The 26,293-nt window shown below is 38.9% G+C and carries 22 protein-coding genes; 13 read left to right on the plus strand and 9 right to left on the minus strand.

Features of this window, described 5'->3' with window-relative positions; translation table 11 throughout:
• Window positions 1-35: 35 nt before the first annotated feature.
• A complete protein-coding gene (locus AC27IF_RS09575; RefSeq protein WP_487053958.1) occupies window positions 36-806 on the minus strand; it encodes a DeoR/GlpR family transcriptional regulator in 771 nt (256 codons plus the stop codon).
• Window positions 807-1,293: 487 nt separating this feature from the next.
• Between AC27IF_RS09575 and glpK the strand changes: the two genes are divergently transcribed.
• From glpK to AC27IF_RS09605, 6 genes are all read left to right on the plus strand, one after another.
• Window positions 1,294-2,772 carry a glycerol kinase GlpK gene (glpK, locus tag AC27IF_RS09580; protein WP_487054026.1) on the plus strand — a complete coding sequence of 493 codons (1,479 nt, stop codon included), beginning with the start codon at window positions 1,294-1,296 and terminating at the stop codon, window positions 2,770-2,772.
• Between the two features lie 111 nt (window positions 2,773-2,883).
• Window positions 2,884-5,649: a TonB-dependent receptor gene (locus AC27IF_RS09585; RefSeq protein ID WP_487053959.1), complete on the plus strand. Its 2,766-nt coding sequence runs from the start codon at window positions 2,884-2,886 to the stop codon at window positions 5,647-5,649.
• Between the two features lie 134 nt (window positions 5,650-5,783).
• The gene (locus AC27IF_RS09590; protein ID WP_487053960.1) at window positions 5,784-7,304 is read left to right on the plus strand and encodes a tryptophan halogenase family protein; all 1,521 of its coding nucleotides are present in this window, start codon (window positions 5,784-5,786) and stop codon (window positions 7,302-7,304) included.
• A 9-nt stretch (window positions 7,305-7,313) separates the two neighbouring features.
• Window positions 7,314-8,063 (plus strand): SapC family protein, encoded by a 750-nt coding sequence (locus AC27IF_RS09595; protein ID WP_487053961.1) that lies wholly within the window; start codon window positions 7,314-7,316, stop codon window positions 8,061-8,063.
• A 95-nt stretch (window positions 8,064-8,158) separates the two neighbouring features.
• Window positions 8,159-9,616 (plus strand): SLC5 family protein, encoded by a 1,458-nt coding sequence (locus tag AC27IF_RS09600; protein ID WP_487053962.1) that lies wholly within the window; start codon window positions 8,159-8,161, stop codon window positions 9,614-9,616.
• A 23-nt stretch (window positions 9,617-9,639) separates the two neighbouring features.
• On the plus strand, window positions 9,640-11,262 hold the full coding sequence (locus AC27IF_RS09605) for a glycerol-3-phosphate dehydrogenase/oxidase (protein WP_487053963.1): 1,623 nt from the start codon (window positions 9,640-9,642) through the stop codon (window positions 11,260-11,262).
• An 80-nt stretch (window positions 11,263-11,342) separates the two neighbouring features.
• Here the strand turns inward: AC27IF_RS09605 and hisIE are convergent, their stop codons facing one another.
• The 8 genes from hisIE to hisG all read right to left on the minus strand — a co-directional run bounded on the left by hisIE (window position 11,343) and on the right by hisG (window position 18,703).
• Window positions 11,343-11,963, minus strand: a complete 621-nt coding sequence (gene hisIE / locus AC27IF_RS09610; protein ID WP_487053965.1) for a bifunctional phosphoribosyl-AMP cyclohydrolase/phosphoribosyl-ATP diphosphatase HisIE — start codon at window positions 11,961-11,963, stop codon at window positions 11,343-11,345.
• Window positions 11,957-12,733: an imidazole glycerol phosphate synthase subunit HisF gene (hisF, locus tag AC27IF_RS09615; protein ID WP_487053966.1), complete on the minus strand. Its 777-nt coding sequence runs from the start codon at window positions 12,731-12,733 to the stop codon at window positions 11,957-11,959. The genes hisIE and hisF overlap by 7 nt, the downstream gene beginning before the upstream one ends.
• Complete coding sequence (hisA, locus tag AC27IF_RS09620; RefSeq protein WP_487053967.1) at window positions 12,715-13,452, minus strand: 1-(5-phosphoribosyl)-5-[(5-phosphoribosylamino)methylideneamino]imidazole-4-carboxamide isomerase; 738 nt, start codon at window positions 13,450-13,452, stop codon at window positions 12,715-12,717. Before hisA ends, hisF begins: the two co-directional genes overlap by 19 nt.
• A gap of 4 nt (window positions 13,453-13,456) precedes the next feature.
• The gene (gene hisH, locus AC27IF_RS09625; RefSeq protein ID WP_487053968.1) at window positions 13,457-14,107 is read right to left on the minus strand and encodes an imidazole glycerol phosphate synthase subunit HisH; all 651 of its coding nucleotides are present in this window, start codon (window positions 14,105-14,107) and stop codon (window positions 13,457-13,459) included.
• Entirely contained in the window at window positions 14,107-15,186 is a 1,080-nt protein-coding gene (hisB, locus tag AC27IF_RS09630; protein WP_487053969.1) for a bifunctional histidinol-phosphatase/imidazoleglycerol-phosphate dehydratase HisB, read from the minus strand. Before hisB ends, hisH begins: the two co-directional genes overlap by 1 nt.
• Window positions 15,187-15,226: 40 nt before the next feature.
• Window positions 15,227-16,318, minus strand: a complete 1,092-nt coding sequence (gene hisC, locus AC27IF_RS09635; RefSeq protein WP_487053970.1) for a histidinol-phosphate transaminase — start codon at window positions 16,316-16,318, stop codon at window positions 15,227-15,229.
• Window positions 16,318-17,646, minus strand: coding sequence for a histidinol dehydrogenase (hisD, locus tag AC27IF_RS09640; protein ID WP_487053971.1), 1,329 nt, complete (start codon window positions 17,644-17,646; stop codon window positions 16,318-16,320). Before hisD ends, hisC begins: the two co-directional genes overlap by 1 nt.
• 154 nt (window positions 17,647-17,800) lie before the next feature.
• Window positions 17,801-18,703: an ATP phosphoribosyltransferase gene (gene hisG / locus AC27IF_RS09645; protein WP_487053972.1), complete on the minus strand. Its 903-nt coding sequence runs from the start codon at window positions 18,701-18,703 to the stop codon at window positions 17,801-17,803.
• A gap of 503 nt (window positions 18,704-19,206) precedes the next feature.
• Here hisG and AC27IF_RS09650 point away from each other — a divergent pair.
• From AC27IF_RS09650 to fadD, 7 genes are all read left to right on the plus strand, one after another.
• Window positions 19,207-19,500, plus strand: coding sequence for a hypothetical protein (locus AC27IF_RS09650; protein ID WP_487053973.1), 294 nt, complete (start codon window positions 19,207-19,209; stop codon window positions 19,498-19,500).
• 71 nt (window positions 19,501-19,571) lie between these two features.
• Window positions 19,572-21,518: a DNA repair helicase YoaA gene (gene yoaA, locus AC27IF_RS09655; RefSeq protein ID WP_487053974.1), complete on the plus strand. Its 1,947-nt coding sequence runs from the start codon at window positions 19,572-19,574 to the stop codon at window positions 21,516-21,518.
• A gap of 59 nt (window positions 21,519-21,577) precedes the next feature.
• Window positions 21,578-22,288, plus strand: coding sequence for a tRNA (adenosine(37)-N6)-threonylcarbamoyltransferase complex dimerization subunit type 1 TsaB (gene tsaB / locus AC27IF_RS09660; RefSeq protein ID WP_487053975.1), 711 nt, complete (start codon window positions 21,578-21,580; stop codon window positions 22,286-22,288).
• A gap of 72 nt (window positions 22,289-22,360) precedes the next feature.
• Complete coding sequence (locus AC27IF_RS09665; RefSeq protein WP_487053976.1) at window positions 22,361-22,711, plus strand: hypothetical protein; 351 nt, start codon at window positions 22,361-22,363, stop codon at window positions 22,709-22,711.
• Between the two features lie 39 nt (window positions 22,712-22,750).
• Complete coding sequence (locus tag AC27IF_RS09670) at window positions 22,751-23,443, plus strand: M50 family metallopeptidase (RefSeq protein WP_487053978.1); 693 nt, start codon at window positions 22,751-22,753, stop codon at window positions 23,441-23,443.
• 19 nt (window positions 23,444-23,462) lie between these two features.
• Entirely contained in the window at window positions 23,463-24,356 is an 894-nt protein-coding gene (locus AC27IF_RS09675) for an alpha/beta fold hydrolase (RefSeq protein ID WP_487053979.1), read from the plus strand.
• 241 nt (window positions 24,357-24,597) lie between these two features.
• The gene (gene fadD, locus AC27IF_RS09680; protein WP_487053980.1) at window positions 24,598-26,253 is read left to right on the plus strand and encodes a long-chain-fatty-acid--CoA ligase FadD; all 1,656 of its coding nucleotides are present in this window, start codon (window positions 24,598-24,600) and stop codon (window positions 26,251-26,253) included.
• Window positions 26,254-26,293: the final 40 nt, after the last annotated feature.

The raw sequence follows: 26,293 nt of genomic DNA on the forward strand, positions 1-26,293 counted from the left end.
TATGAAGAAGGCACTAGCTGCGCCAGGTATTGCAGCTAGTGTTTTTGAATTATATTTGTTTCTACTTGATGATTAATTAATAACTCACTAATTTCATTTGGTGGTTTTTTATCTGTAAATAATTGATCTACTTGAGTAATACTACCTTGTTTTACCATAGCGCTGCGGCCAAATTTCGAGTGGTCTGCGGCCAAAATAACCTTGTCTGAATTATCAATGATGGCTTGAGCAACTTTAACTTCACGAAAATCATAATCGAGTAATGAGCCGTCTGAGCTAATGGCACTAATACCTATAATGCCAAAATCCATTTGAAATTGCCCAATGAAGTCACAGGTGGCTTCACCGATAATTCCCCCATCGCGGTGACGTACTTCACCTGCAGCAATAATGACAGTAAAATCTTCTTTAGCAGATAATATTGTCGCGACATGAATGTTATTGGTAATAATATTCAGGTTTTGATGGTTTAACAGTGCTTTCGCAATCGTCTCAGTCGTGGTGCCTATATTAATAAACAAGGACGAGCCATTGGGGATATTCTTTACTAGCTCTTCAGCTATTAGCTGTTTTGCTTCTAAATTCAATATCTTTCTACTGCGATAGGAAGTGTTTTCTGTTGTCGATGAATTAATCTCTTCTGCACCGCCATGATGCCGAACAATTAACTTCTCTTCGGCTAAATAATTAAGGTCTCGCCTTATGGTTTGCGGAGTTACATCAAAGTATTGCACAAGTTCATCAATAGTCACATAGCCCTTATCTTTTAAGAACTCAATAAGTAACCGTTGCCTTTTATTTTGCATTTTATAACCTTTTACCTGTGAATTTACCTACTTAATTGAACATTACTAATGTTCAGAATATACAATTTTTAAGCTAAAACAACATTTATTTGTTGTAAATCATCATAATGAAAATATTTATTTCACTTGGTAGATGTTTTTGATGAATAAAAGTTCATTTTGAGTTTGTATATATTGATAATTATTGATTTGTTGTCTATATACTTAGGTGTTAACAATATAAAAAATTAATGAACATTATATAGTTGTCTATTCTATGTTCTAACTAGTTGTATTTAAGGTTATTTCTAGTGTGCTGCCAGAGTTGTGTTAGATGTAAGGCTAAATTGTTTATTAAATATTGACTTTCGTTTGTATTTATTTAAAAACAAAAAAACAATTATATTAAACACTTAACTTTATATTTGTTCGTTTTTGAAAATTAAAGGTTGAAAAATATTCGATTACGAACTAGATTATGGCAAATGTTATAGAAAATGATGTTTTTATGTCTAGTTATATATTGTCTATCGATCAAGGTACGACCAGCTCTCGCGCTATTGTTTTCACAAAAGAAGGCAATGTTGCCGGTGTTGCTCAACAAGAGTTCCCTCAACATTTTCCTAATGATGGTTGGGTGGAGCATGATCCTAATGATATTTTTCAATCCGTGCTATCTACGTGTAAGCAAGTGCTTGTCGACAATGAATTATCGGCGAGTGATATCGCCGCGATTGGCATCACCAATCAAAGAGAAACCACGATTGTTTGGGATAAAGCTACTGGTAAGGCGATATGTAATGCCATTGTTTGGCAAGACCGTAGAACGAACGATTATTGTAAGTCTATTGAATCCCCCTCTTTGAATGCTCTTATCAATGAAAAAACAGGACTATTGTTAGATCCATATTTTTCTGCCACTAAAATTCGTTGGATTCTAGAAAATATAGCTGGTGCAAAAGAAAAAGCTGAAAATGGTGACTTACTTTTTGGCACGGTTGATACTTTTCTTTTATGGCACTTAACGGGTGGTAAGTCCCATAAAACCGATGCCAGTAATGCCTCAAGAACCATGCTATTTAATATTCGCGAGCAATGCTGGGATAAAGAATTACTTGCGCTATTTTCTATTCCTGCAAGTCTTTTGCCTGAGGTTATGGATAGCTCAGCCCAATTTGGCTTAACAGAAAAGTCTATTTTTGGTGATGCTATCCCTATCTGTGGCATAGCTGGCGATCAGCAGGCTGCGCTTATTGGCCAAGCTTGTTTTAAAAAAGGTATGGCTAAAAGTACCTACGGCACTGGTTGCTTTCTAATGCTCAATACCGGTGATGAAATACTATCCTCTCAAAATAAACTCCTTAGTACTGTTGCTTATCGATTAAATGGCAAAGTCACTTATGCCATTGAAGGCAGCATATTTATGGCGGGAGCCACCATGCAGTGGATTCGCGATGGTTTACAGCTTATTAGCCATGCTAAAGAGTCTGAAGCGCTGGCGGATCAAATTCCTTATGAACATGGTGTGGTGTTAGTACCTGCCTTTACGGGGCTTGGTGCTCCTTATTGGGATGCCGATGCTCGTGGCGCCATTCTCGGTTTGACCAGAGATTCTGGCATTAAAGAAATCGTATCAGCCGCACTGCAATCCGTTGCTTATCAAACAAAAGATTTATTGCTCGCCATGGAAAGTGATGGTCTATCTCCTCAAGTGCTTCGTGTTGATGGTGGCATGGTCCAAAACGATTGGTTGCTAACCTTTTTATCGGGTTTATTAGGCATAAGTGTGCAACGACCTAAAGTGAGTGAAACAACAGCATTAGGTGTTGCCTATTTAGCCGGTTTAGCTGTTGGAGTATTTGAGTCGACAGAGCAATTAGCGCAAATGTGGCACTGTGAAAAAACCTATCAAAATACGTTAGATGAAAAGTTAACAAATAACTTATATAGCCAGTGGTTACAAGCGGTAAGCAAAGTACAGAGTTAGGACCTTATTAAAGTATTATTCGTTGAAAAACGCGTAGTTAGGAAGTGTTATGTGAAGGATCACAGGTAAAAAAACTATTATAAAACCATAATCTTCTAAGGGGAGATAATTATGCAAAAAAGAATTAAAGCTATGGGTAAACATACTGCATTAGCTTTAGCAATTTCGAGTGCTTTAACTAACGTAAATGTTCAAGCTGCTGAAACCGATACACAAGATGTTGAAGTTATCACAGTGACGGGCATGCTAAGTAGCTTAAAAAGAGCAATGTCTGATAAGAAAGAATCAGCGGTTGTGTCAGATGGCATCGCAGCAGAAGATTTAGGTAAATTCCCTGATCTTAACGTAGCCGAGTCTTTACAACGTATCACAGGTGTTTCAATTGACCGTAGTGGTGGTGAAGGACAAGCGGTAACAGTACGTGGTTTCGGTCCACAGTTTAATACTGTTTTAGTTAACGGTCGTCAAGTTGCTACTGATAGTGCTGGTCGTGAATTTAACTTTGATATTTTAGCTGCCGATCAAATTACGGGTGCTAATGTTTATAAGACAGGAAGTGCTCAACTTCAAGAAGGCGGTATTGGTGGTACAATTAATGTAACCACGGCAAGACCTTTCGAATACGACGGTTTTCAACTTGTTGGCTCAGTGAAAGGCATGTACGAAAGCTTGTCTGAAGAAGTATCTCCCGCTGCGTCTTTACTAGTGAGTAATACTTTTAATGATGACAGAATGGGCCTTTTACTCGCCGTAAGCCATTCAGAGCGTGATGTGCAAATTAACCGTATTGAAACGGCTGGTTGGCGTTCAGGTCAAACTATCCAAAACAGAAATGAAGTGTTATTTACTAATGCTTACATTCCTCGTAATTGGGATCAAATAGTCGACAATCAAGAACGTACTCGTACTAACGCAAGTTTAGTTTTTCAATATGCTCCTACCGATGAGATAAGCATCACTGTTGATGGTTTTATGTCAAAGTTTGAGGTTAACTCTGAAGTGACTGATTTAGCTTCTTGGTTTGAACCTGATCGTGTTGGCAGTGCTACTATTGATGAAGCAACGGGTACATTAACGTCATTTACTCAAGAAATTGGTATTCATGGTAGTAATGGTTTAACAGGTAGTGGCGATCCAGCGACTGACTTCGTTTCTCATACACGTAACTCTAGAGATGTAACCAATAAAGGTTTTGGTATTAAAGTTGATTGGGATATTACTGATCAGTTAACGTCTTCTTTTGATTTATCAACATCATCGGCTGAAAATGATCGTGCTGGTAATGACAGATTTAACGTTGTTGGTATCATCAATAACTATGAATTTGACTCAACTGGTGGCACACCAACAGTACGTCATGATGGTTTTGTTGATGGTAGCTTACCTGATGCCAGCTTATCTCGTTTACACTACAATGAGAAAGGTAATAAATTCTCAGACGAAGATGAAATCTCAGAATTTAAAGCTGACTTCGTCTATGCAGCTGACGGTGATGTGTTTGAATCAGCGAATTTTGGTTTTTATCGTCAAGAACGTGAAAAATCAAGCTTTCAAATCTTTGGAAACCAGTGTGAGTACTGTGGTTATGGTACAGAAGCGCCAAATGACATCATAGATTTTAGACCATATACTGCTGAGAACTATTTTTCAGGGTTAATTGATACTTTCTATACTTATGATGGCGATGCCATGGTAGATTTCTTGGCGGATCAAGGTTTCCCAATTGAGCCGACATTACAAGATAATCGTTATACCATTAATGAAGATATCACCAGCTTATATCTTGATTTCACATTTGGTTATGATATTGGCGATATGCCTATCATGGTTAACTTTGGTGCGCGTTATTCAACAACTGATGTTGATGCTACTGCCATTCAAAGTGATATCACCGATGTAATTGCAACGTCAGATAATACCTTATTTCAAAATGTGTTCTCGAACGCGCCGCAACAAATTACTGAATCAGCTTCATATTCAAACTTGTTACCTAGCTTAAATGTTAAGTTAGAAGTACAAGAAGATATGGTAGTACGCTTTGCTGTATATGATTCAATAACGCGTCCTACTATGTCGCAAATGTCTCCAGCGACTACGTTTAATGAACCACGTCGTCAAAACTTAACGGCTCAAGGTGGTAACCAAGCACTTAAACCATACACAGCTGAGAACTGGGATATTTCTTACGAGTGGTACTATGGTGATGCAAGCATGTTCTCATTTGCCTTCTTTAACAAGAAAGTTGATGACTTCATTATCACTTTATCAGGTGAAGAAACTTATACCTTATCTGACCGTATGCCAACAGACTTCTTTTGTACAGGCGATTTATGTACAGATGAAACTGCAGCAGCTAACCCTGAGCTGAATGGTGAGCAAGAAGTTTACACCGTTACTCGCCCGCAAAACGGTGAAGAAGCGAATGTAACAGGCTATGAAGTTGCCATTACTCATGTTTTTGACAATGGTTTTGGTATTACAGCCAATGCTACGGTTGTAGACAGTGATGTTAGCTTAGGTGAAGACACCACTGAAACGTTTGCTTTAGAAGGTTTAGGTGACTCACAAAACCTTATCCTTTTCTACGAAGCTGATAACTGGCAAGCACGTATTGCTTACAATAATCGTGATGAATTCTTACGTTATATTGATAATGCTTCAGCGGGCGGCTCTACTGGTGAGCCTGTTTACACTAAGCCATTTAGCCAATGGGATATCAGTGCAAGCTATGACATTAATGAAAACGTATCTGTGTTCTTCGAAGGTATCAACATTACTAAAGAAGAGTTAGTTCAAACAGGTCGTTTTGCTAATCAAATTTACAATATTGAAGATAATGGCTCACGCTACGCCGTAGGTGTACGTGCTAAGTTCTAAAGTGTTGTAATGGTTTAATGGCCTCCGGTACTTGAGGAGGCCATTTTTTGTAAACTCTATAGTTTTATTTATAAATTAACAGGTTATAGTTTAGTTACGCCTATTTAAAAACTATACATGTTAGGAAAAACATAATGTCAAATGCAGTGAAAAATATTGTTGTGGTTGGAGGTGGAACAGCGGGTTGGTTAACCGCAGCTGTTATTGCAGCACAACACAAGCATGCTAATGCGCATCAGTTCACTCTTACCTTGGTTGAATCTTCCGATATTCCTACGATAGGGGTTGGTGAAGGTACTTGGCCAACAATGAAAAATACCTTACAACAAATAGGCATTAAAGAATCAGACTTATTTAAACGCTGCCATGCTGCGTTTAAACAAGGTGGTAAATTTGTAGAGTGGGTTCATGGTAATGAAGATTACTATTACCATCCGTTTACCGTGCCATTAGCTTATGGACGAATAGACTTAGCCCCTTATACATCAGAAATTAAAAACTTTTCCCCTGAGACTAATTATCAGCAGGCATTATGTGAAGCAGGTCTTGCACCACGTACTATGTCTGAGTCCGATTATCAAGGACAATGTAACTATGGTTACCATTTAGATGCCGGCGCTTTTGCGGATTTATTAAAAAATCACTGCAAAGAAAATTTAAATGTTAAGCATATAATCGACACAGTAAAAATCTGTAATACTCGTGATGAAGCAACTATCGATAGTATTATTCTAGAAAAAAATGGCGAGGTAACTGCTGATTTATTTATTGATTGTACAGGCACAGCATCACTGTTATTAGGTAAAACATTAAAGGTACCTTTTAAACCAGTAGATCAATACTTATTTAACGATAGCGCTCTGGCTATGCAAGTGCCTTATGAACATGAGGACTCGCCCATTGCATGTCACACCATAGCAACAGCACAAAATGCAGGTTGGATATGGGATATTGGCTTAACAAATAGACGCGGTGTTGGTCATGTTTATGCCAGTGACTTTTTAAGTGATGATGAAGCAGAAGCTAATTTACGTAAATATATCGGCCCTCAAGCCGATGGTTTAACGGCAAGAAAAATCAGTTATGAATCTGGGCATAGAGAGCAGTTTTGGAAAGGAAACTGTGTCGCGGTTGGCATGTCGGCAGGGTTTGTTGAGCCATTAGAAGCCACGGCAATTATGCTAGTTGAAATCTCAGCCCGTTATATTGCTGAAAATTTACCTGCCGATAATACACAAATGCCGTTAGTTGAGCAGCGCTTTAATACCCAAATGGATTATCGTTGGAGCCGCATTGTCGATTTTCTTAAATTTCATTATATGTTAACCAAACGACCGGAGCCGTACTGGCAAGCACATTGTCAAGACAGCTCAATACCACAAAGTTTAAAAGATGATTTAGCACTTTGGCAATTTCGTGGCCCAACAACGAGTGACTTTACTAGTGCCATGGAGTTATTTCCTGCCGCAAGTTATCAATATGTACTTTACGGTATGGAGTTTAGTCCAGATTTTTCACGCCAAAGTTACCTGTTTAATCAACAGCAACATGCAGAGCAAATTATGAATCGCAACAGCCAATTAACACAACAAATGTTGCAATCGTTACCAACGCACCGTGATTATATTAATCAATGGCTTGCCGCTTCAAATTAGGAACTTTTAATGACTGAATTAGTAGAATTAAATAATAAAAAGCATAGTAACTATAAGGTAGCAAGCAATAGTCGAATTGACTTTGCCTCATCGCAACATTTACTGCAAGTTAGAGTCGCTGAGATTGGCCACGTGGTTTGTAGTCTTCCGGTGTTTTTATCTAAAAGCCCTCAGCAAGGTAACTGGCAATTATCGGCATTAAGTAGTTTTCAATTGGGCAGTAATTTGTTGGTTCAAGACGGACAGTGGACCGTACCTTATCAGCCGACGAGCATACAAACGTATCCTTTTTACTTGATGAATTCACCTACCGAAAAGCGTGCTTATACCATAGGAATTGATGAAAAGAGTGACGCTTTTTCAACTACGCAAGGTGACATGCTTTTTGATAATTCTGGGAAAGCGACTCAAACACTAAGCCGAATTAAAACGCTTTTAGAAGCTGACATAGAACATGACTACAACACTTATAGCTTTGGAAAGATGCTAGATGAATTGGGCTTGTCGAAATCCATCAATTTATTGGTGCGCTATCAAGATGATAGCACGCAAAAAATTACCGGTTTGATGACTATTGATGAAGATAAATTAAGGTTGTTGTCGCCCTCGACACTGGAGACGCTGAATAAGAAAAATTATCTAGCGGCAATTCATGCCATGTTAATTTCAATTTTACAGTTAAATACCCTTATTCAAAAAAATAATGCTCAAGCACATTTTCCAGCAATTAAAAATATCACTATAGAAGTTAATAAATAATCAGAAATCAATTTAAAAACATTATTGCGCTTTCGAAGAACTAACACTAAACACAGCCAGCTTAACTATATATTTAGCTGGTAGGGGAATTATGAATGTCAGAAAACATTATCCAAATTGCGGTATTTTTATCGGTTACCGCCTTAATAGGTTTACTCACCTATTTGCATTGTCGAGGTAAAGGCCATACACAAGCCAACCAAACCAAAGAATATTTTTTAGCCGGTGGAGGCTTAGCTTGGTATTTTGTTGCTGGTTCTATCACCTTAACTAATTTAAGTACTGATCAGCTCGTTGGCATGAACGGTCAACAAATGGCGCTACTCGCTTTGTGGGAGTTTTCTGCGGTTGTCGGCTTAATTATTTTAGCGAAAGTATTTTTACCTGTTTATTACAAGTTTGATTGTACAACTACCACTGAATTATTAGAAAAACGCTACAACAACAACAGTATTCGTGCGGTGATCAGTGTGATGTTTTTCTTAGGAAGCGCACTTATTTTCTGCCCAGCTGTAATCTATTCTGGCTCATTGTTTATGCAGTCTATGTTCAATGTTGATATTCCGCTTATGTATATTGCCATTACGTTCGCCGTTGTTGGCGCACTTTACGCGATATTTGGCGGCTTACGTGCCGTTGCGGTATCTGATACTTATTCAGGGGTGTTGCTGTTGGTAATGGCGGTAATGGTGGTGATTTTAGCCCTTAATGCCATTGATTATGACTTTTCGGATATTCCAGCTGAGCGATTAACACTGATCGGCGGTGACGACTCGCCAATTCCTTGGCATACATTGCTAACCGGTATGATCTTTATTCAAATGTTCTACTGGGGAACTAATCAGGTAGTTACTCAGCGTGCTATGGCTGCGCCAAATTTAAAAGAAGCGCAAAAGGGCGTTTATGCTGCTGCGGTTATTCGAATAGTTATTGTTCCGGCGATAATTGTTGTCCCTGGCATTATCGCTTTTAAGCTTTATGGAGATATTGGCGATGTGGCTTACGGTCAAATTGTCGGTGATTTATTACCTGCATGGTTATCGGGGATCTTCGCTGCTGCTATGGCCGCCGCGGTACTAACAACTTTTAACAGTAATTTAAATTCAGCTACGGCACTCTATGTTTGTGATATCCATGAAGCCTATATCAATGATAATCCGAACGTCCCTAAGTTGAGTGGTTTCGTGACCATATTATTAACCGTGCTTTCATTATTGTTAGTGCCTGTTTACCAACAAGCTGACAGCATTATTAATTTACTACAGCAACTATATGGCTTACTAAGTATGCCAATTTTATCGGTATTTATTATCGGTTTAGTCTTTAAAAATGTGCATGCAAACGCGGCAATTGTCGCCGTATTCTTCGGGGTGTTTTTATACGGCGCAATGAGCTTTGAATTTTCGCCATTACACGCTCCTTTTGGTCTTCATTATATTCACTTAATGTTTGTGACATTACTTTCCTGTGTAGCGGTTGCTTTATTGTTGAACCGAGTTGTATTTGGCCAAAAAGCTGAGTTAGCTTGGGTAAATAACACGGCTTCAGCTTAACTTAGGTTTAAATTGAAAAAAATATGAATAGTTTACGAAAAAACAATGTAAAAAAACTCGTTCAAGGTACCTATGATGTGCTGATATTGGGCGGGGGAATTAATGGTGCTGTTTCGGCAGCATCACTTGCCGCTAAAGGCGTAAAGGTAGCGTTAATTGATAAAGGTGACTTTGCTGGTTTTACAAGCTCTAATTCATCAAACCTAGCGTGGGGCGGTATTAAGTATTTAGAAAGTTATGAATACTTACTGGTGAATAAGCTCTGTAAGAGTCGTAATCACTTAATGCGTAGTTACCCGTCAACGGTTAAAGAAGTACGATTTTTAACCAGTATTCAAAAAGGCTTTAGATTTCCGCCATTTTTTATCTACATGGGTACGGTTTTATACTGGATGATGGGGAGGTTATTTACTAAAAAGCCTTCATTGTTATTTAGTAAAGAAATAAAGGCATTAGAGCCAAGTATTAATACCGCGAACGTCAGTGGCGGTTTTGAATATTCAGATGCCTATTTATATGACAATGACGCACGCTTTGTTTTTAACTTCATTCGAAATAGTATGAGTTATGGCTGTATTGCTGCTAACTATGTTGAGTCTCAAGGCTCAGCCAAAGAAGGCGATATATGGTTAACAAAAGCCAAAGACGGTATTACCGGTGAAGAAATCACTATTCGCTCAAAAAGCATTATCAATGCTTGTGGTCCTTTTGTTGATAAAATGAATGACACCAATAAAGAAGAAACGGCTCATCATCATGTTTTTTCTAAAGGTATTCATTTAATTGTTGATAAAATTACTGACAGTGAAAAAGTGCTGACTTTCTTTGCTAGTGATGGTCGATTATTTTTCGTTATTCCAATGGGCACGAAAACTTGTATAGGTACTACTGATACCCAAGTTGAAAATGCTAATGCTAAAGTGACTGATGAAGATCGCAACTTTGTTTTAGATAATGTTAATCAGCTTTTAGACTTAGCTAAGCCATTAACCGTTGATGATATTATCTCTGAACGTTGTGGTGTAAGACCACTTGCCATTAAAGGCAAAGGCGGTAAAGCCGATTGGGTACAGTTATCACGTAAACATGCGATAGATGTCAATAAAGACACATCTTATATGTCTATTTTTGGTGGCAAACTGACCGATTGTATTAATGTCGGTGATGAAGTGGCTAAGTTAGTGGCTAGCTTTGGTATTGAGTTACCTTATGCTAATCACAAATGGTATGGCGAGCCTGATGACAGCATTAAAGCAGAGTTTATGCATAGAGCAAGGTTGATGAACTTTGATGATTTAACGCCTTCAACGTCTTCTGAGCCATTAACACAACGATTCTGGCGACGTTATGGTCGTAATGCCATTAATATGCTTGAGAGTATTAGAGAAAAGCCTGAGAAAGGGAAGTTACTCATTGAGAATACTGAGTACCTAGTCGTTGAACTAGAGCATGCCTCGCAGCGTGAAATGGTGACTAAATTAGATGATTTCTTACGTAGGCGTTCAAAAATATCTATGGTACTCAATGAGGAAGATATACTTTCAGATCCTGGTTTAGTTGCTGCCTGTAAGATCTTATTTGGTGATGAAGCGGATGCTAAAATTGAAGAGTATAAAGCGATGTTAGCTGCTCAAAAGCAGTCATAAAGTGTTTTATATATTGTGATTGGATAAGCGGTACCTTGTGTTTTACACAAGGTACCTACTAGTTAAAAAATAAGCGCTAGTTATTTATTATGGCGCTCTTGTAGAACTGCCATCACTTCACTTAAGTCAATTTTCTGATCGGCTAACAATACCAGCGTGTGATAAAACAAATCAGCACATTCACCTAGTAAATCTTCTTTGGTTTCTGCTACTGCAGCAAGGGCAACTTCAACCCCTTCTTCACCGACTTTTTGCGCCATTTTAGTGGTGCCGCGTGAAAATAAATGGGCAGTGTAGCTTTCTTTAGGGTCATCATCTTTACGACTAGCAATAACTTGCTCAAGCTGACTGAGAAAGTTCTGCTGAGTCAATTTTTGCTCAGGGAAACAAGACTCAGTGCCTAAATGACAAGTTGGGCCATCTGGCGTACAGGCAATTAATAAACTGTCTTGATCGCAATCTGTTAATACTTGCTCAACATTTAATAAATGCCCTGAAGTCTCACCTTTAACCCATAGGCCTTGTTTAGAGCGACTATAAAAAGTTGCCTTACCTGAGTCTAGCGTTGCCGCTAATGACTCTTGATTCATAAAACCTTGCATTAATACCGCACCAGTGCCGCTGTGCTGAATGATGGCAGGGATAAGATCATCCATTTTTTGCCATGCTAATTCATTGATATTTTCTTTGTTCACTAACATGGTCTAACCTCAATGTTGTGTGATTTTAAATAAGTTTTTAACTCACTAATAGGGATAATGCCCTTATGAAAAACGGATGCGGCTAAAGCGCCATCTACATCGGCCTGCTGGTATACATCGCTAAAATGTGACATTTCACCCGCGCCGCCAGAAGCAATTAATGGCACACTACAAACTTTACGTGCTTGTTGTAATTGTTCAATATCATAGCCTTGACGGACACCGTCTTGATTCATGCAATTAAGCACAATTTCACCGGCACCTAAGCTAACGACCTCTTTGATCCAATCAAAAGTGGTCCAGCTAGTTTTTTGGGTACGGGTTTCATCGCCGGTAAATTGATACACTTGATATTTACCAGTGTCTTTATCATAAAAACTATCAATGCCGACAACGATGCATTGCTGACCAAAATGATCGGCAAGACGAGTAATAAGGCTTGGATCGCGAAGGGCAGGTGAGTTGATAGAAATTTTATCAGCTCCCATCATTAATATTTCTTTGGCGTCTTCTTCACTTTTGATGCCACCAGCGACACAAAAAGGAATATCAATAACTTCAGCAATACGGCTGACCCAGCTTTTATCGACTACGCGGCCATCTGAGCTGGCGGTAATATCATAAAAAACTAGTTCATCGGCACCGGCTTCGGCATACTTTTGTGCTAGCGGGACAATATCACCAATAATTTCGTGATTTCTAAACTGTACACCTTTGACAACTTTACCATCGCGTACGTCTAGACAGGGAATTATTCTGCGGGCCAACATGCAATAGCCTCCTCTAGGGTAAATTTACCTTCAAGTAATGAACGACCTAAAATAACGCCGCTAACGCCACTACCAATAAGCGCTTTAATATCATCTAAAGAGCCAATACCGCCAGAAGCTTGCCATTGAATACTTGGGTAGTTTTTACATAGCTCAATATATAAGTCGACGTTTGAACCACTTAAGGTACCGTCTTTAGAAATATCAGTACATAAAATATGTTTAATACCTGCTTCAATGTAGGCATCTAATAAGTCTTCTAAATTAACACCACTATCTTCAATCCAGCCGTGAGTAGGTAAGGTTTTATTGCCTTGCTCATCAATTTTTATATCAAGCGCTAAAACAATTTTTTCGCCGCCGTAAGTTTTTAGCCACTCAAGGACTAACTCGGGTTGCTTAATCGCCAGCGAGCCAATAACAACGCGGGTAGCCCCTAAATCGAGTAACTGCTGTACGTCTTCTTCACAGCGAATACCACCACCGACTTGTGTGATCATGGTGTCATGATTTACCACAGTTTTTAACGTAGATAACTGGCGTTTAGTGCTGTCTTTAGCGCCATCTAAATCAACAAAGTGCATTACAGTAGCCCCTGACGCCGCATAAGCTTGCTGGCGCTCTTGCACTGTATATTGATAGTTGGTTTTCTGGTTGTAATCACCTTGGAATAAACGAACGACTTCGCCGTTTATCAGGTCTATTGCAGGAATCATCATGAGGTTATAGCTCCAAAAAATTCTTAATTATTTTACTGCCCAATTCGCTAGAGCGTTCAGGATGAAATTGGCAACCGATAAAGTTGTCTTTTCCGATAATGGCGGAAAACTCGCTGCCGTACTCACAACTTGCTAGCGTATATTCACTAATCGGCGCCGCAAAGCTGTGAACAAAATAGAAATAATCACCGATGTTAATGTCTTTTAATACCGGGTGGTCTGATACGCTAACTAGTGTATTCCAGCCCATATGAGGTAGACGATTACCTTGTGCTTTTAAAGGCTCAACATGTGTTGGGATCATACCTAAACAATCAACGTGATTTTCTTTAGCGCCCTCAGTAGAAGCTACTCCCTCTGTTGAGGACTCGGTCATTAACTGCATGCCTAGACAAAAGCCTAATACCGGCTGGGTTAAGCTTTGTAGTGTAGCTACCAACCCTTTGGCATTGATATTCGCCATGGCATGTTTTGCACTACCCACCCCAGGGAAAATCACTTTATCGGCGGCTTTGATTTTTTCAATATCATCGGTAATAGTCACGTTAAAGCCTAAACGCTCAACGGCAAATTTTACTGAAGATAAATTAGCACAACCGGTATCAACGATGACATTATTTGACGCTGTCGTAACCTGTGACACATCTTGCGACATTACAAGGTTCCTTTTGAGCTAGGCATTTCATCGCCTTCAACTTTAATGGCTTGACCTAATGCACGGCCAAATACTTTAAACAAGCTTTCTACTTGGTGATGACAATTACCTTTACTGGTTGATAAATGTAATGTGATTAACATGGAGTCAGCTAATGAACGGAAAAAGTGTGAAACCATTTGTGTGGACATGGTGCCAACATTGTCGCTAGTAAATTCAGCATCAAACTCAAGCCATGGGCGGCCTGATAAATCAATTGCACATTCAGCGCGGCATTCGTCCATAGGAAGAACAAAGCCGAAACGGCCAATACCACGTTTATCACCTAAAGCTTGATTAAGTGCTTGTCCTAACGCTAGCGCGGTATCTTCAACACTGTGGTGCTCATCAATGTGGTAATCACCACTAACACTACATTGTAAGTTAAAGCCGCCGTGGGTGGCGATTTGATCTAACATATGATCAAAAAAGCCAAGGCCAGTATCTATTTTGCTGCCACCTTTCTTGTCTAAATTCACTGTGATAGTAATATCAGTTTCTTTAGTGGTGCGGGTTACGCTAGCAATACGTGGTTTATCGAGTGAGTCTAAAATTTGCTCGCTTACTTGTGCCCAATTATAGGTTTTACGATCGTACTTAATACCGACAATACCCATGTTAGCGGCTAAGCCTAAATCGGTTTCTCTATCGCCAATAACATAAGAGTTAGTAAAATCTACACGACCTTGTTGCAAGTATTCACTGACCATGCCTAACTTAGGTTTGCGGCAGTTACAATTATCTTCATCAAAGTGAGGGCATAATAGAACGTCTTGGAATGTCACCCCTTGTGAGGCAAATATCGCCATCATTTGATCATGAGGTAAGTCAAAATTAGCTTGTGGGAAGCTATCCGTTCCTAAACCATCTTGATTGGATACCATCACTAGGGCAAAACCTTTCGCTTGAAGTTTTAACAGCTCAGGAATAACGTTTGGCTCAAAAACAAGTTTTTCTAACGTGTCGAGTTGTTTATCAATAGCGGGCTCTTCAACTAAAGTGCCATCTCGGTCAATAAATAATATTTTCTGTTGTTTCATATGTTGCTCTGCTTAAGTGCGTGAGTTTACTCGCGCACTGCTATGATAATACTTGTGTTAATTGGTTAATTTCTGCTTGGCTACCGATACTGATGCGTAAACAATTTTCCAGTTGCATTTGTTTAGATTGATCGCGAATTAAGATATTTTGACTCACTAACAGCTCAAAAATTCGTGTTTTTTCACTGTTATTTATACAACGAAATAATACAAAATTGGCATCGCTAGCAAACACTTCACTACACCAACTTTGTGCATTTAGCCAAGCTGATAAGTCAGTTTTGATGTTATTACATTGTGCAACGCGCTCTGTCATCACTGATAAATCTTCTGTCAGTGCTTTACTAGCAATTTCTGCAACAGGTGCCGAAATAGGGTAAGGGGCAATCACTTTACTTAGTAGGGTAATAATCTCTTCACTCGCTAGGGTAAAGCCACATCGTAAACCTGCTAAAGCAAAGGCTTTAGATAAAGTTCTAAGTACAATAACATTGTCATATTGCGCTAATAATGTTGTGCTGGTTTGCTCTGGGGAGAACTCTATATAAGCTTCATCAACCACTACAATGGCTTGATCTTTAAATAACTCGATAGTTTGTATAATCTGCTCTTTGGCTAATAAGTTACCTGTAGGGTTACCCGGCGAGCATAAAAATACCACTTTCACTTTACCCACTTGCTCGGCTAAAGCGTCAATATTAAGTTGCATACCTTCAGAGGAATCTATCAAAGGAACCTTTACGATACCTGCGCCATGGTTTTCAGCACTGATGGCATACATACCGTAGGTAGGTGGGCAAATCAAAATACTGTCGTGATAAGCTTTACAAAAACTTCTGATAATAAGCTCTATGCCTTCATCAGCGCCGCGCGTTGCTAATACTTGCTCACGCTTAAGACCGCAGTAGTCACTGTAGGCGTTAAGTAAATTATCAGGCTGAAAATCAGGGTAGCGATTAACGTTTTCACTGGTAACCGTGTAGTCGCCTGTACCGGGTGCTTCATTGGCGTTGAGCCACACCTTACTATTCGCTTGTGCTGAGCTACCACTAGCAAATAATCGACGTGCAGATTGATAAGGCACCATGTCGATAAGCTCTTCACGAGCGAGTTTATTTATAACATCAGACATTATGCTGATGCGCCTTTTTCAGTGGAATCGTCATCTTCTAAGCGAATAGTCACGGCTCTTTGGTGAGCATCTAACCCTTCAGCATCTGTTAATTCAATTATACACTCAGCGAGATTAGCTAAACCTGCTTTACTGATTTCTTGTACCGTATAACGGCGTGAAAAATCTGCTAGTGATAAGCTTGAAATCACTTTTGAATAACCGTAAGTGGGTAATACGTGGTTAGTACCGCTGGCATAATCACCTGCTGATTCAGGGGTGTAAGCACCGACAAAGATAGAACCAGCATTACGAATATCAGTGAGTAAGCTTTGCGGATCTTCAGTTTGAACTATTAAGTGTTCAGGACCGTAAAGGTTGGATACCTCAACTGCTTGTTGCATATCTGTAGTTAAAATGAGTCTAGATTGCTTTAATGCTTGCTGAGCAATTTCACGTCGTGATAAAACTGCAACTTGTTTAGCTAATTCAGCCGCTACGTTTTCGATTAATTGTTCACTCTCGGTAAGCAAAATGACTTGGCTATCAGCGCCGTGCTCTGCTTGCGATAATAAGTCAGCAGCAATAAACGCTGGGTTAGCTTTGGCATCGGCTAAGACGAGAACTTCAGAAGGGCCAGCAGGCATATCAATAGTAAAGCCAGCAACTTGTTGAGATAATTGCTTTTTAGCTTCAGTTACATAGCGATTACCTGGGCCAAATACTTTATTGACCGCCGGAATACTTTCTGTACCGTAAGCCAGTGCCGCAACGGCTTGTGCACCACCAATAGTATATATCTCGGTAATACCACATAAATCAGCAGCCACTAAAATCTCGTTAGCTAATTGGCCATTTTTATCAGGTGGACACACTAGAACGGTACGTTTACAGCCGGCAAGCTGTGATGGCACACCTAACATTAACACGGTAGAAGGTAATGGCGCGCTTCCGGCTGGAATATATAAACCTACGCTTTCAATAGCTTCAGTCTTTAGCGTGCAACGTACACCTGGGCAGGTTTCAACAAAAATATCTTCTGGTGTTTGAGCACTGTGAAAACGTTTTATTTGACCATAAGCAGTACTGATAGCTTTTAAACGTTTGTCTGTTAACGCCAGTTTTGCTTGTGCCACTTGTTCAGCTGTAACCGATAAACTTGCTAATGCAATGCCGTCAAACTGTTCAGTTAATGAAAAAAGTGCTTTGTCACCTTGCTTTTGTACTTGCGCTAAAATATTTGATACTTGTGTTGATAATAAGGCGTTATCAGCAATTGCAGGACGGGCAAGCGCATTTATTTTCTGCTGTGCAGAAGTTGATTGCCAATTGATGATTTGAGTGTTCATATATATTCCAAAGTTACTACTTAAAATTTTGTATCCGTTAAATAATTGAAGCTTGAGCAAAGCGTCTACGTTGTGAATCGACTGAGCTTAGTTTACTAAGTGATGACGATGAACAATGAAGACAATGCCGCACAAGCTACAATTATAAAGCGGATTAGCCCATCATTTTCTCAATCGGCATAACAAGGATTGAGTCACAACCCAGTGCTTTTAACTCTTCCATTGTTTCCCAGAAGAAGGTTTCAGTGGCAACAACATGCACAGCCACTAAATCATCACGCCCCGCTAGAGGTAAAACCGTTGGTGTTTCTTTACCCGGTAATAATGCACTGACTTCGATAATTTTATCTTTTGGTGCGTGTAACATGATGTACTTACTTTCTTTGGCTTTCATCACACCATTAATACGAGGAAGTAAGGTATCTAAAATCGCTTGCTTTTCTTCACCTAACGCGTCAGAGCGTTGAATGAGAGATGCTTTTGAGCGAAACACTTCGGCAACTTCTTTTAAACCGTTGGCTTCAAGCGTGGCGCCGGTGGATACTAAGTCACAGATTCCATCAGCTAAACCTACTCTTGGTGCTACTTCAACCGAGCCTTTTAATAAACAAAACTCGACGTTAATGCCGTTATCTTTTGCAAAACGATTTAATAATTGTGGGTACGTGGTTGCAAAACGTAAGCCGTCTAAGCATTGTAAACCTGTGTATTCAAACTCTTCAGGCATAGCAATTGAAAAACGACAGCCACCAAAATTAAGTGGTGTTGTTTTAATGTAATCGTTTTTGCTGCCAATTAGTGCGCGTGATAATTCTTCTTCTTCCAAGGTGTTGTCACCAACAATACCTAAATCACACACGCCATCCATAACTAGGCCTGGAATATCACTACTACGTACTCGCATAATATCAATTGGCATGTTTTTAACGTGTGCAAGTAAGCGTCGGTCGCTTACATTTAGTTTTAGTCCACAACCTTTAAGTAACTTTTGTGTGTCGTCACTAAGGCGTCCTGATTTTTGCATTGCTATGCGTAAACGTGGCTCTGATGTTGTCATCTTGTTCGATTCCTAATTTAAAATTCTGTTTTATTGAAAATATGTATATACAATTTTCAGGGGCATAAAATGCGAAAAACCCCCGAAAGATTTAAAGCTCTTTCGGGGGTTCATAAATATGTTTCTTTAGTTCAACTCCACGAAAAGCCTTTAGCCCTTCATGGTTTTCTCTACTGATAAAAAGTAGAGACCTGAATGGGCTAGTCTATATGGTGGTGATGATGTCGGCTATTCAGGTTAAAAGTCATAATATGTTAAACTCAATAATAAGGTGTTATTTTCTATATGAACTAAGGTTACTGTCAAAGCTTATTCGCCGCAAGGAATAAATAAACATTTTTTATGATGATTTGTTATATGGTGCGAACTTAGTGTTATTACTCTGTTCTAAGTCTTGTAGAGGCTTTGCTTGCAATTATTAAAGGTTTTACGTGAATGCCCGATAAAATAAGTATAGCAATGAGCCTATTACATTTTGACTATTAATGATAACTGGATATTTTATGGATATATTTACCACTGCATTAACCCGTGTTGTTCCTGTACCTATTAAACCAGCAAGTTTAAAAGTTAAAGCGCTTTTAAAAGAAGCTGGCACCAGTAAATTAAAGGATGATTTAGATCATCTTGAAAATCATGAACATTATTTTCAAGAAAAAAATGATAATGAGGCTCAATCAGAGCAAGAGGGAAATGATCAGCAGGAAGCTTCGGCCAAGAAGTCAACTGATAGTGAAAACACCGATGCAGAGTCAGGTGATAAAACAGGGATTAAACATCTAGATATCTACGTTTAATCTTTAAGTTTGGTAATAAACCAGTATAATCTGCCTTTCTTGTAATTTTTCCGTTTAACTATTGCCGTCTCATGACTTCTGTTGCTCAAGCATTTTCCACTAATGGCGCTTTAGCCAATGCTATAGATGGCTTTTCTCCTCGACAAGCTCAAACTGATATGGCGCTAGAAGTAGCAACGGCCATAGAAAGCCAATCGTCTTTAATTGTAGAGGCTGGTACCGGTACAGGTAAAACATTTGCTTATTTAATACCGGCTTTTTTGAGTGTTAATTCCTCAGGAAGTGGCGATGAGCTCAATACAAAGATTATCGTTTCAACAGGAACAAAAAACCTTCAAGAACAACTGTTTCATAAAGATATCCCCTTAGTTAAAAAAGCGCTTGCCAGTAATGTACAGGTGGCCTTATTAAAAGGGCGAGCTAATTATTTATGTCGATATCGGTTGGCACAATATCAAGAAACACGTGGTCAATTAGATGCGAATACGCTAACAGATCTAGTGAAAGTAAAAACTTGGGCTAACACTACGCAAAGTGGCGACATTGGTGAATTAGTGAATGTTACTGAAGATTCAGGCGTGTTTCCTTTTATCACGAGTACTCTAGATAACTGTTTAGCCAAAGATTGCCCTGACTATGAGCAATGCTATCTGGTTAGAGCCAGACAAAAAGCAATTGATGCCGATTTAATTGTCGTAAATCATCACTTGTTTTTTGCTGATATGGCGTTAAAAGATACAGGCTTTGGTGAGCTGATTCCAAAAGCACAAGTGATGATTTTTGATGAAGCACATCAAATTGGTGATATTGCCAGTGACTATTTTGGTGAGGCTTTCTCCACTCGGCAACTTGTCGATTTGTGCACGGATGTCCTACAGGTTTATCGAAGTAAATTAACTGATGTAAAACAATTAGGGTTAGCAGCTGATAAATTACAAAAAACTTGTCAAGAGTTCCGGTTACTATTTAATTATGATCCTGAGCGAGGTAATTGGCGCGAAAAGTATCATCAGCCTCAATTTTTAACTAAATTTCAACGCTTGAAAGTTGATTTAGATTTTTTGTATCAAGTGATTAAGTTGTGTGTTTCTCGTAATGAAGCGATAGATAGTTGTTTTGAGCGAGCAGTAAACCTATTATCACAATATGATGTGATGGCGAATGTTGATGTCAATGGCATGAGTTTTTGGTATGAAACAACGCCACGTCACGTAGTCTTACATTTAACCCCTTTAAGTGTTGCTGATAAGTTTAATACTTATGTTAAAGAGTCAGGGGCAGGGTGGATTTTCACTTCAGCAACGCTGGCGGTAGATAATAGTTTTGAGCATTTCTCTAAACACCTTGGCTTGCATGGGGCAAATCAATTGCTGTTAGAAAGCCCGTTTGATTATCAACAACAATCACAATTAATTGTGCCCAGATACCTACCCGAAGCTAATGATAAAAACCGAGCAGCCCATTTAGCAAAATTAGCTCAACCACTTATAACAGCCAGTAATGGCGCTTGTTTTATGTTATTTACGAGTTATAGAGTCATGAATCAAGTGGCTGAAATTCTTGCTGACAGTATTGATAACCCGTTATTAGTACAAGGGCAAATGGGCAAAAGAGTATTATTAGATAAGTTTGTTGAAACTGATAATGCTGTTTTACTCGCCACGGCAAGTTTTTGGGAAGGTATTGATGTGAGAGGGGATAAGTTAACTTGTGTTATTATTGATAAATTGCCGTTTGCCTCACCTGATGATCCTCTATTACAAGCTCGTTGTGAGGATGTCCGTCGACAAGGTGGTGATGCATTTGCACAAATTCAGCTACCACAAGCTGTTATTGCGCTAAAGCAAGGAGTGGGTCGGCTTATTCGAGACATCAGTGATCGTGGTGTGATGGTTATTTGTGATAACCGGTTAGTTAACCGTCCTTATGGACAAACCTTCTTGAAGAGTTTGCCAGCGATGAAACGAAGTCGTGACTTAACCAAAGCCGCTACTTTTTTAAAAAGCATTAACGACTAGAACATTGTAAATAAGCATTGATGCTTATTTGATAAATATTAAATTTAAAGGTAAAGAAAGTGAATTATTTGGCCATTGATGCTTCAACAGAAGCCTGCTCTGTTGCTCTTCAAATTAATGAGAAAGTATATAGTCGTTATGACTTATGTCCGCAATCTCATAGTTTACAATTACTGCCCATGGTTGATGAGGTATTAAAAGAGGCGGGCATTAAATTAACACAATGTGACGGTCTTATTTTTGGCCGTGGACCTGGTAGCTTTACTGGTGTACGTATTGGTGTTGGTGTGGCACAAGGATTAGCATTTGCAGCAAACTTGCCTGTTGTAGGCGTTTCAAGCTTACAAGCAATGGCACAATTAGCCTACGCTACAGCAAAACAAACTAGTGTGTTATCTGTTATCGATGCCCGTATGGGAGAAGTATATAATGGCTATTTCAACCTGGATGAACATAATATTATGCAGCCGGTTGAGCTTGTGGATAACATGGCAGAATCTGTAAACGCACCTGAGCAGGTAAAAAGTCGTCTAGCTAACTTAGCAAGCGATAAATTTTATGGCGTAGGTACTGGCTGGGATGCTTATAATGAAACCTTTTCATCATTAAAGATTAATGATGGAACACCTGAAGTCCTATTCCCTAGTGCAGAAGCGATGTTAGCTATCGGAATTTCAGCACTTGAAAACGGAGAGGGGGTTTCTGCTGAAAATGCACAGCCTGTTTATGTACGTGACACGGTTTCTTGGAAGAAATTACCGGGCCGTTAATCGTGAGTTATTTCATTGGTAATTGCATCACTGGTAATTGCCTAAATATTAAATGTTTGCTAAATTAAATAGATGCAAATCTCTAGCCCTGTTGGGCACACAACTCCATTTGGCTCTATTACCAAAGCCAATGTCAATAATAAAGACACTGAGAATAATCGCTCAGTGCGTCCGGTTGAGCCCGATTTAGAGCAAGAGCAATCCGCCAATAAACAAGCGCAAACAAGCATAGTTATTGATGAACAAGCCTTGGCTAACTATCAGCAAAGCCAAAACGCTCAAACATCCAATGATTATTCTTCTGCGAGTCAAGATCAACCTTCTGCAAAAAATGAAACGGCAGTTGCCAGTTACCAAGCTATTGATAACTTAGCGCAACGTGAGTCTGTTCAACAACTGTTTGGTGTTGATCTCTTTGCTTAATAGGCAATAATAGCTCGCCCACAAAAAAACTGAGTACCTATGTCCTTTTTTTCTTCTGATAATACAGGTCAAAAATCTTTGAGTTTTTGGCAAAAATACCATTTCTTTATTCTTCTTATTGCTGCCGTCGTTATTAAGCAACTACCTTTAGTTTCTATTCCGTTTAATTGGTTAGAAAGCTATTTTCATGAAATTAGCCATGGTATTGCCGCACTTTTGACTGGCGGAAAGGTATTACGTATTCAACTTTTTGCTAATGGTGCAGGTCTTTGTACTACACAAGGAGGCATTGCTTTTATAATTAGCTTTTCAGGTTATGCCGGAGCAACATTTTGGGGGTGGGGTATTTATAAGTTAGCCAGCGCTCATCAAAATATTGCCAAAGCTTTTTCGGTATTTATTTTTATCTTATTACTCATCTCAATAATTTTTTGGGGAAGAGATTTATTGACTTGGTTTATTTTAGGTGTTTTAGCCGGACTATTTTTATTAACGCTTAAATTACAAAAGCTGCATTACTTGCAACGATTAATGCAGCTTTTTGGTTTGCTTATTTTATTAAATAGTTTATCAAGTCCTTCCTATCTTCTTGATGGACGTCATTTAGGTGATGGTGCAGCATTAGCTTCTATGACTTTTATCCCTGAAATAATTTGGGTAATAGTTTGGTTTTCTCTCGCATTGGTCGCTTTATATTCCCTCTATAAATCAGCCAGAAAATCAACGGTATAACAACAATAAGGATTGAGCTTTGTTTACTATTAAAGATGAAATTAAATTTAACTTTGAAACTATGTCTATACAGGGAGTGACGACAGGCAGTAAACAAAATGAAAATGTCGATAATATCGTTTTGTGTTTGCATGGTTGGCTTGATAATGTCGCGAGTTATTCACCAATGTTCCCTTATATGGTTAGTGAATTACCCAATAAGCATATTATCGCTATTGATTGGCCGGGACACGGAAAATCTACACATAAAAGTATTGATGCGCATTATCATTTTATTGATTGGGTTTATGATCTTTTACAGCTTTTTGAATTAAACCAATGGCAAAAGGTTGATATTGTTGCTCACTCTATGGGAGGGATGGTGGCAAGTGCCTTTACTGCGGCCTTTTCCGAAAAGGTAAAGTCATTAACATTAATCGACTCAATTGGTTTTATCAGTGCAAAAGCAGAGCAAACTACCCAACAGCTTCGTGATGGCATGTTGAGCCGTTATAAAAATAACGTCAAAAATCATAAACGAAACCGGAAAAAGTTGCACCCTAACATTGAGTCAGCAGTTAAAGCTCGCGTTAATGTTTCAGATCTTCAATATGAGCATGCTAAATTATTGGTAGAGCGTGGCTTGGAAAAAGAAAGTGAGGGATTTAGTTGGCGAAGTGATGCCCGTTTAAGAAATACTTCTCCTTATCGACTAACATTAACTCAAGCTCAACAGTTTATTCGTGATATAAAGTGCCCTGTACAGCTGATTTATGGCAGTAATGGCATGGAGCAGGTGAGCTCAGGTATTAAGGTCTTTGGGCATTTGTTTGATAACTTTACCAGTCACGAATTAAATGGTGGACATCATGTTCATATGGAGCAGCCAGAAAAAACTGTCAAGTTAATTAAACATTTTTTAGCTGAATGTTGAACGTTAGCGACAGTTTACTAGGATTTAATTAATAATTATGGAAACATAATGAATAATTGAGTTAAAACTCTAATTATGTTTATAATTCAAACAAGCGTTTAAATTTATCTGGAACTATCTGTTAAAATTTGATAAAACAGTAGCCGAATTATAAAACTTCAATACATATGAAGTATGAATAAAAAGTAAACTGTGCGCTACACTATAGCTAGCGACAAATAAACCATTGAGGAAAAGCGTTGTGGAAAAAATCTGGTTAGAAAAAAGTTACCCGCCTGGAGTTCCATTCGAGATAAACCCAGATAAGTATCCATCGTTAGTGGCCATGTTTGATAAGTATACGGCCCAATATAGTGACAGAACTGCTTTTATCAATATGGGAGCAAAAATCACTTATGCTGAGTTTGCTGAGCAAGCAACGGCATTTGCGGCTTATCTTCAACAAGATTTAGGGCTAAAAAAAGGTGATAAGTTCGCCATTATGGTACCTAATACCTTGCAATATCCTATCGCATTGTTTGGTGGCTTATTAGCGGGTTTAACCGTTGTAAACGTCAACCCTTTATATACAGCTCGTGAATTAGAGCATCAGCTTAAAGATTCTGGCACTAAAGCCATGCTGATAATTGAAAACTTTGCACAAACGTTAGAAAAGGTTATTGCTAATACCCCCGTTGAACATGTGATCATGACATCATTGGGTGACCGTTTAGGCTTGGTGAAGGGCAAAGTGGTTAACGCTGTTGTTAAATACGTGAAGAAAATGGTGCCTGCATTTAATTTGCCTGATGCCATTCGTTTTAATGCTGCACTTGCCAAAGGAAGCCAATTAACTTTTACGCCTGTTGAGTTGTGTGGAGATGATTTAGCCTTTTTACAATATACTGGTGGCACAACTGGCTTATCAAAAGGTGCCATGTTAACTCATCGAAATATGGTGGCTAATTTAGAGCAGGCGAAAGCGGCGATAAAACCTTTATTACAAGAAGGCAGTGAGCTAATTGTTACAGCCTTACCTCTTTATCACATCTTTGCTTTAACGGCTAACTGCTTAACGTTTATCACTTTAGGCGGAACCAATTTATTAATCACTAACCCTAGAGATATGCCAGGTTTTATTAAAGAGCTAGGCAAATATGATTTTACCGCAATCACTGGTGTTAATACCTTGTTTAATGGTTTGTTAAACACCCCTGGCTTTAAAGATTTAGATTTTTCAAAGTTAAAAATGTCACTAGGTGGTGGCATGGCGGTTCAGCGACCTGTTGCTGAAAAGTGGCAGCAAATTACTGGTACAAGGCTACTTGAAGGTTATGGACTAACTGAATGTTCACCTATGGTCAGTTTAAGCCCTTATAACCAAGAAAGTTACGATGGCACTATCGGCGTTCCTGCTCCCTCTACAGATATCAAGATTATGCTAGAAGATGGCAGTGAAGCACCTTTAGGTGAGCCAGGTGAAATGTGGGTTAAAGGCCCTCAAGTGATGAAAGGTTATTACAATCGCCAAGAAGCGTCAGATGAAATTTTAAAAGACGGCTGGTTAGCCACAGGTGATGTTGCCTGTGTTGATGAGCAAGGGCACTTTAGTATTGTAGATCGTAAGAAAGATATGATCATAGTGTCAGGCTTTAATGTTTTTCCAAATGAAATCGAAGAAGTAGTGATGATGCACGATGGTGTACTAGAAGCTGCTGCCATTGGTGTTCCTCATGACGCGAGTGGTGAAATGGTGAAAATATTTGTGGTAGCTAAAGATGAGGATTTAGATGAAGCTTCATTAATCAAGCATTGTCGTGAAAATCTAACCAATTATAAGGTGCCGAAATTGGTAGAGTTTAAGGAAGAGTTACCAAAAACAAATGTAGGTAAAATTTTAAGAAGAGAGTTACGATAATTTCTTTTTGATTTGAAATGCAAAGGCGAGATTTTATGTT

Source organism: Colwellia sp. KS18-150 (assembly GCF_057551365.1).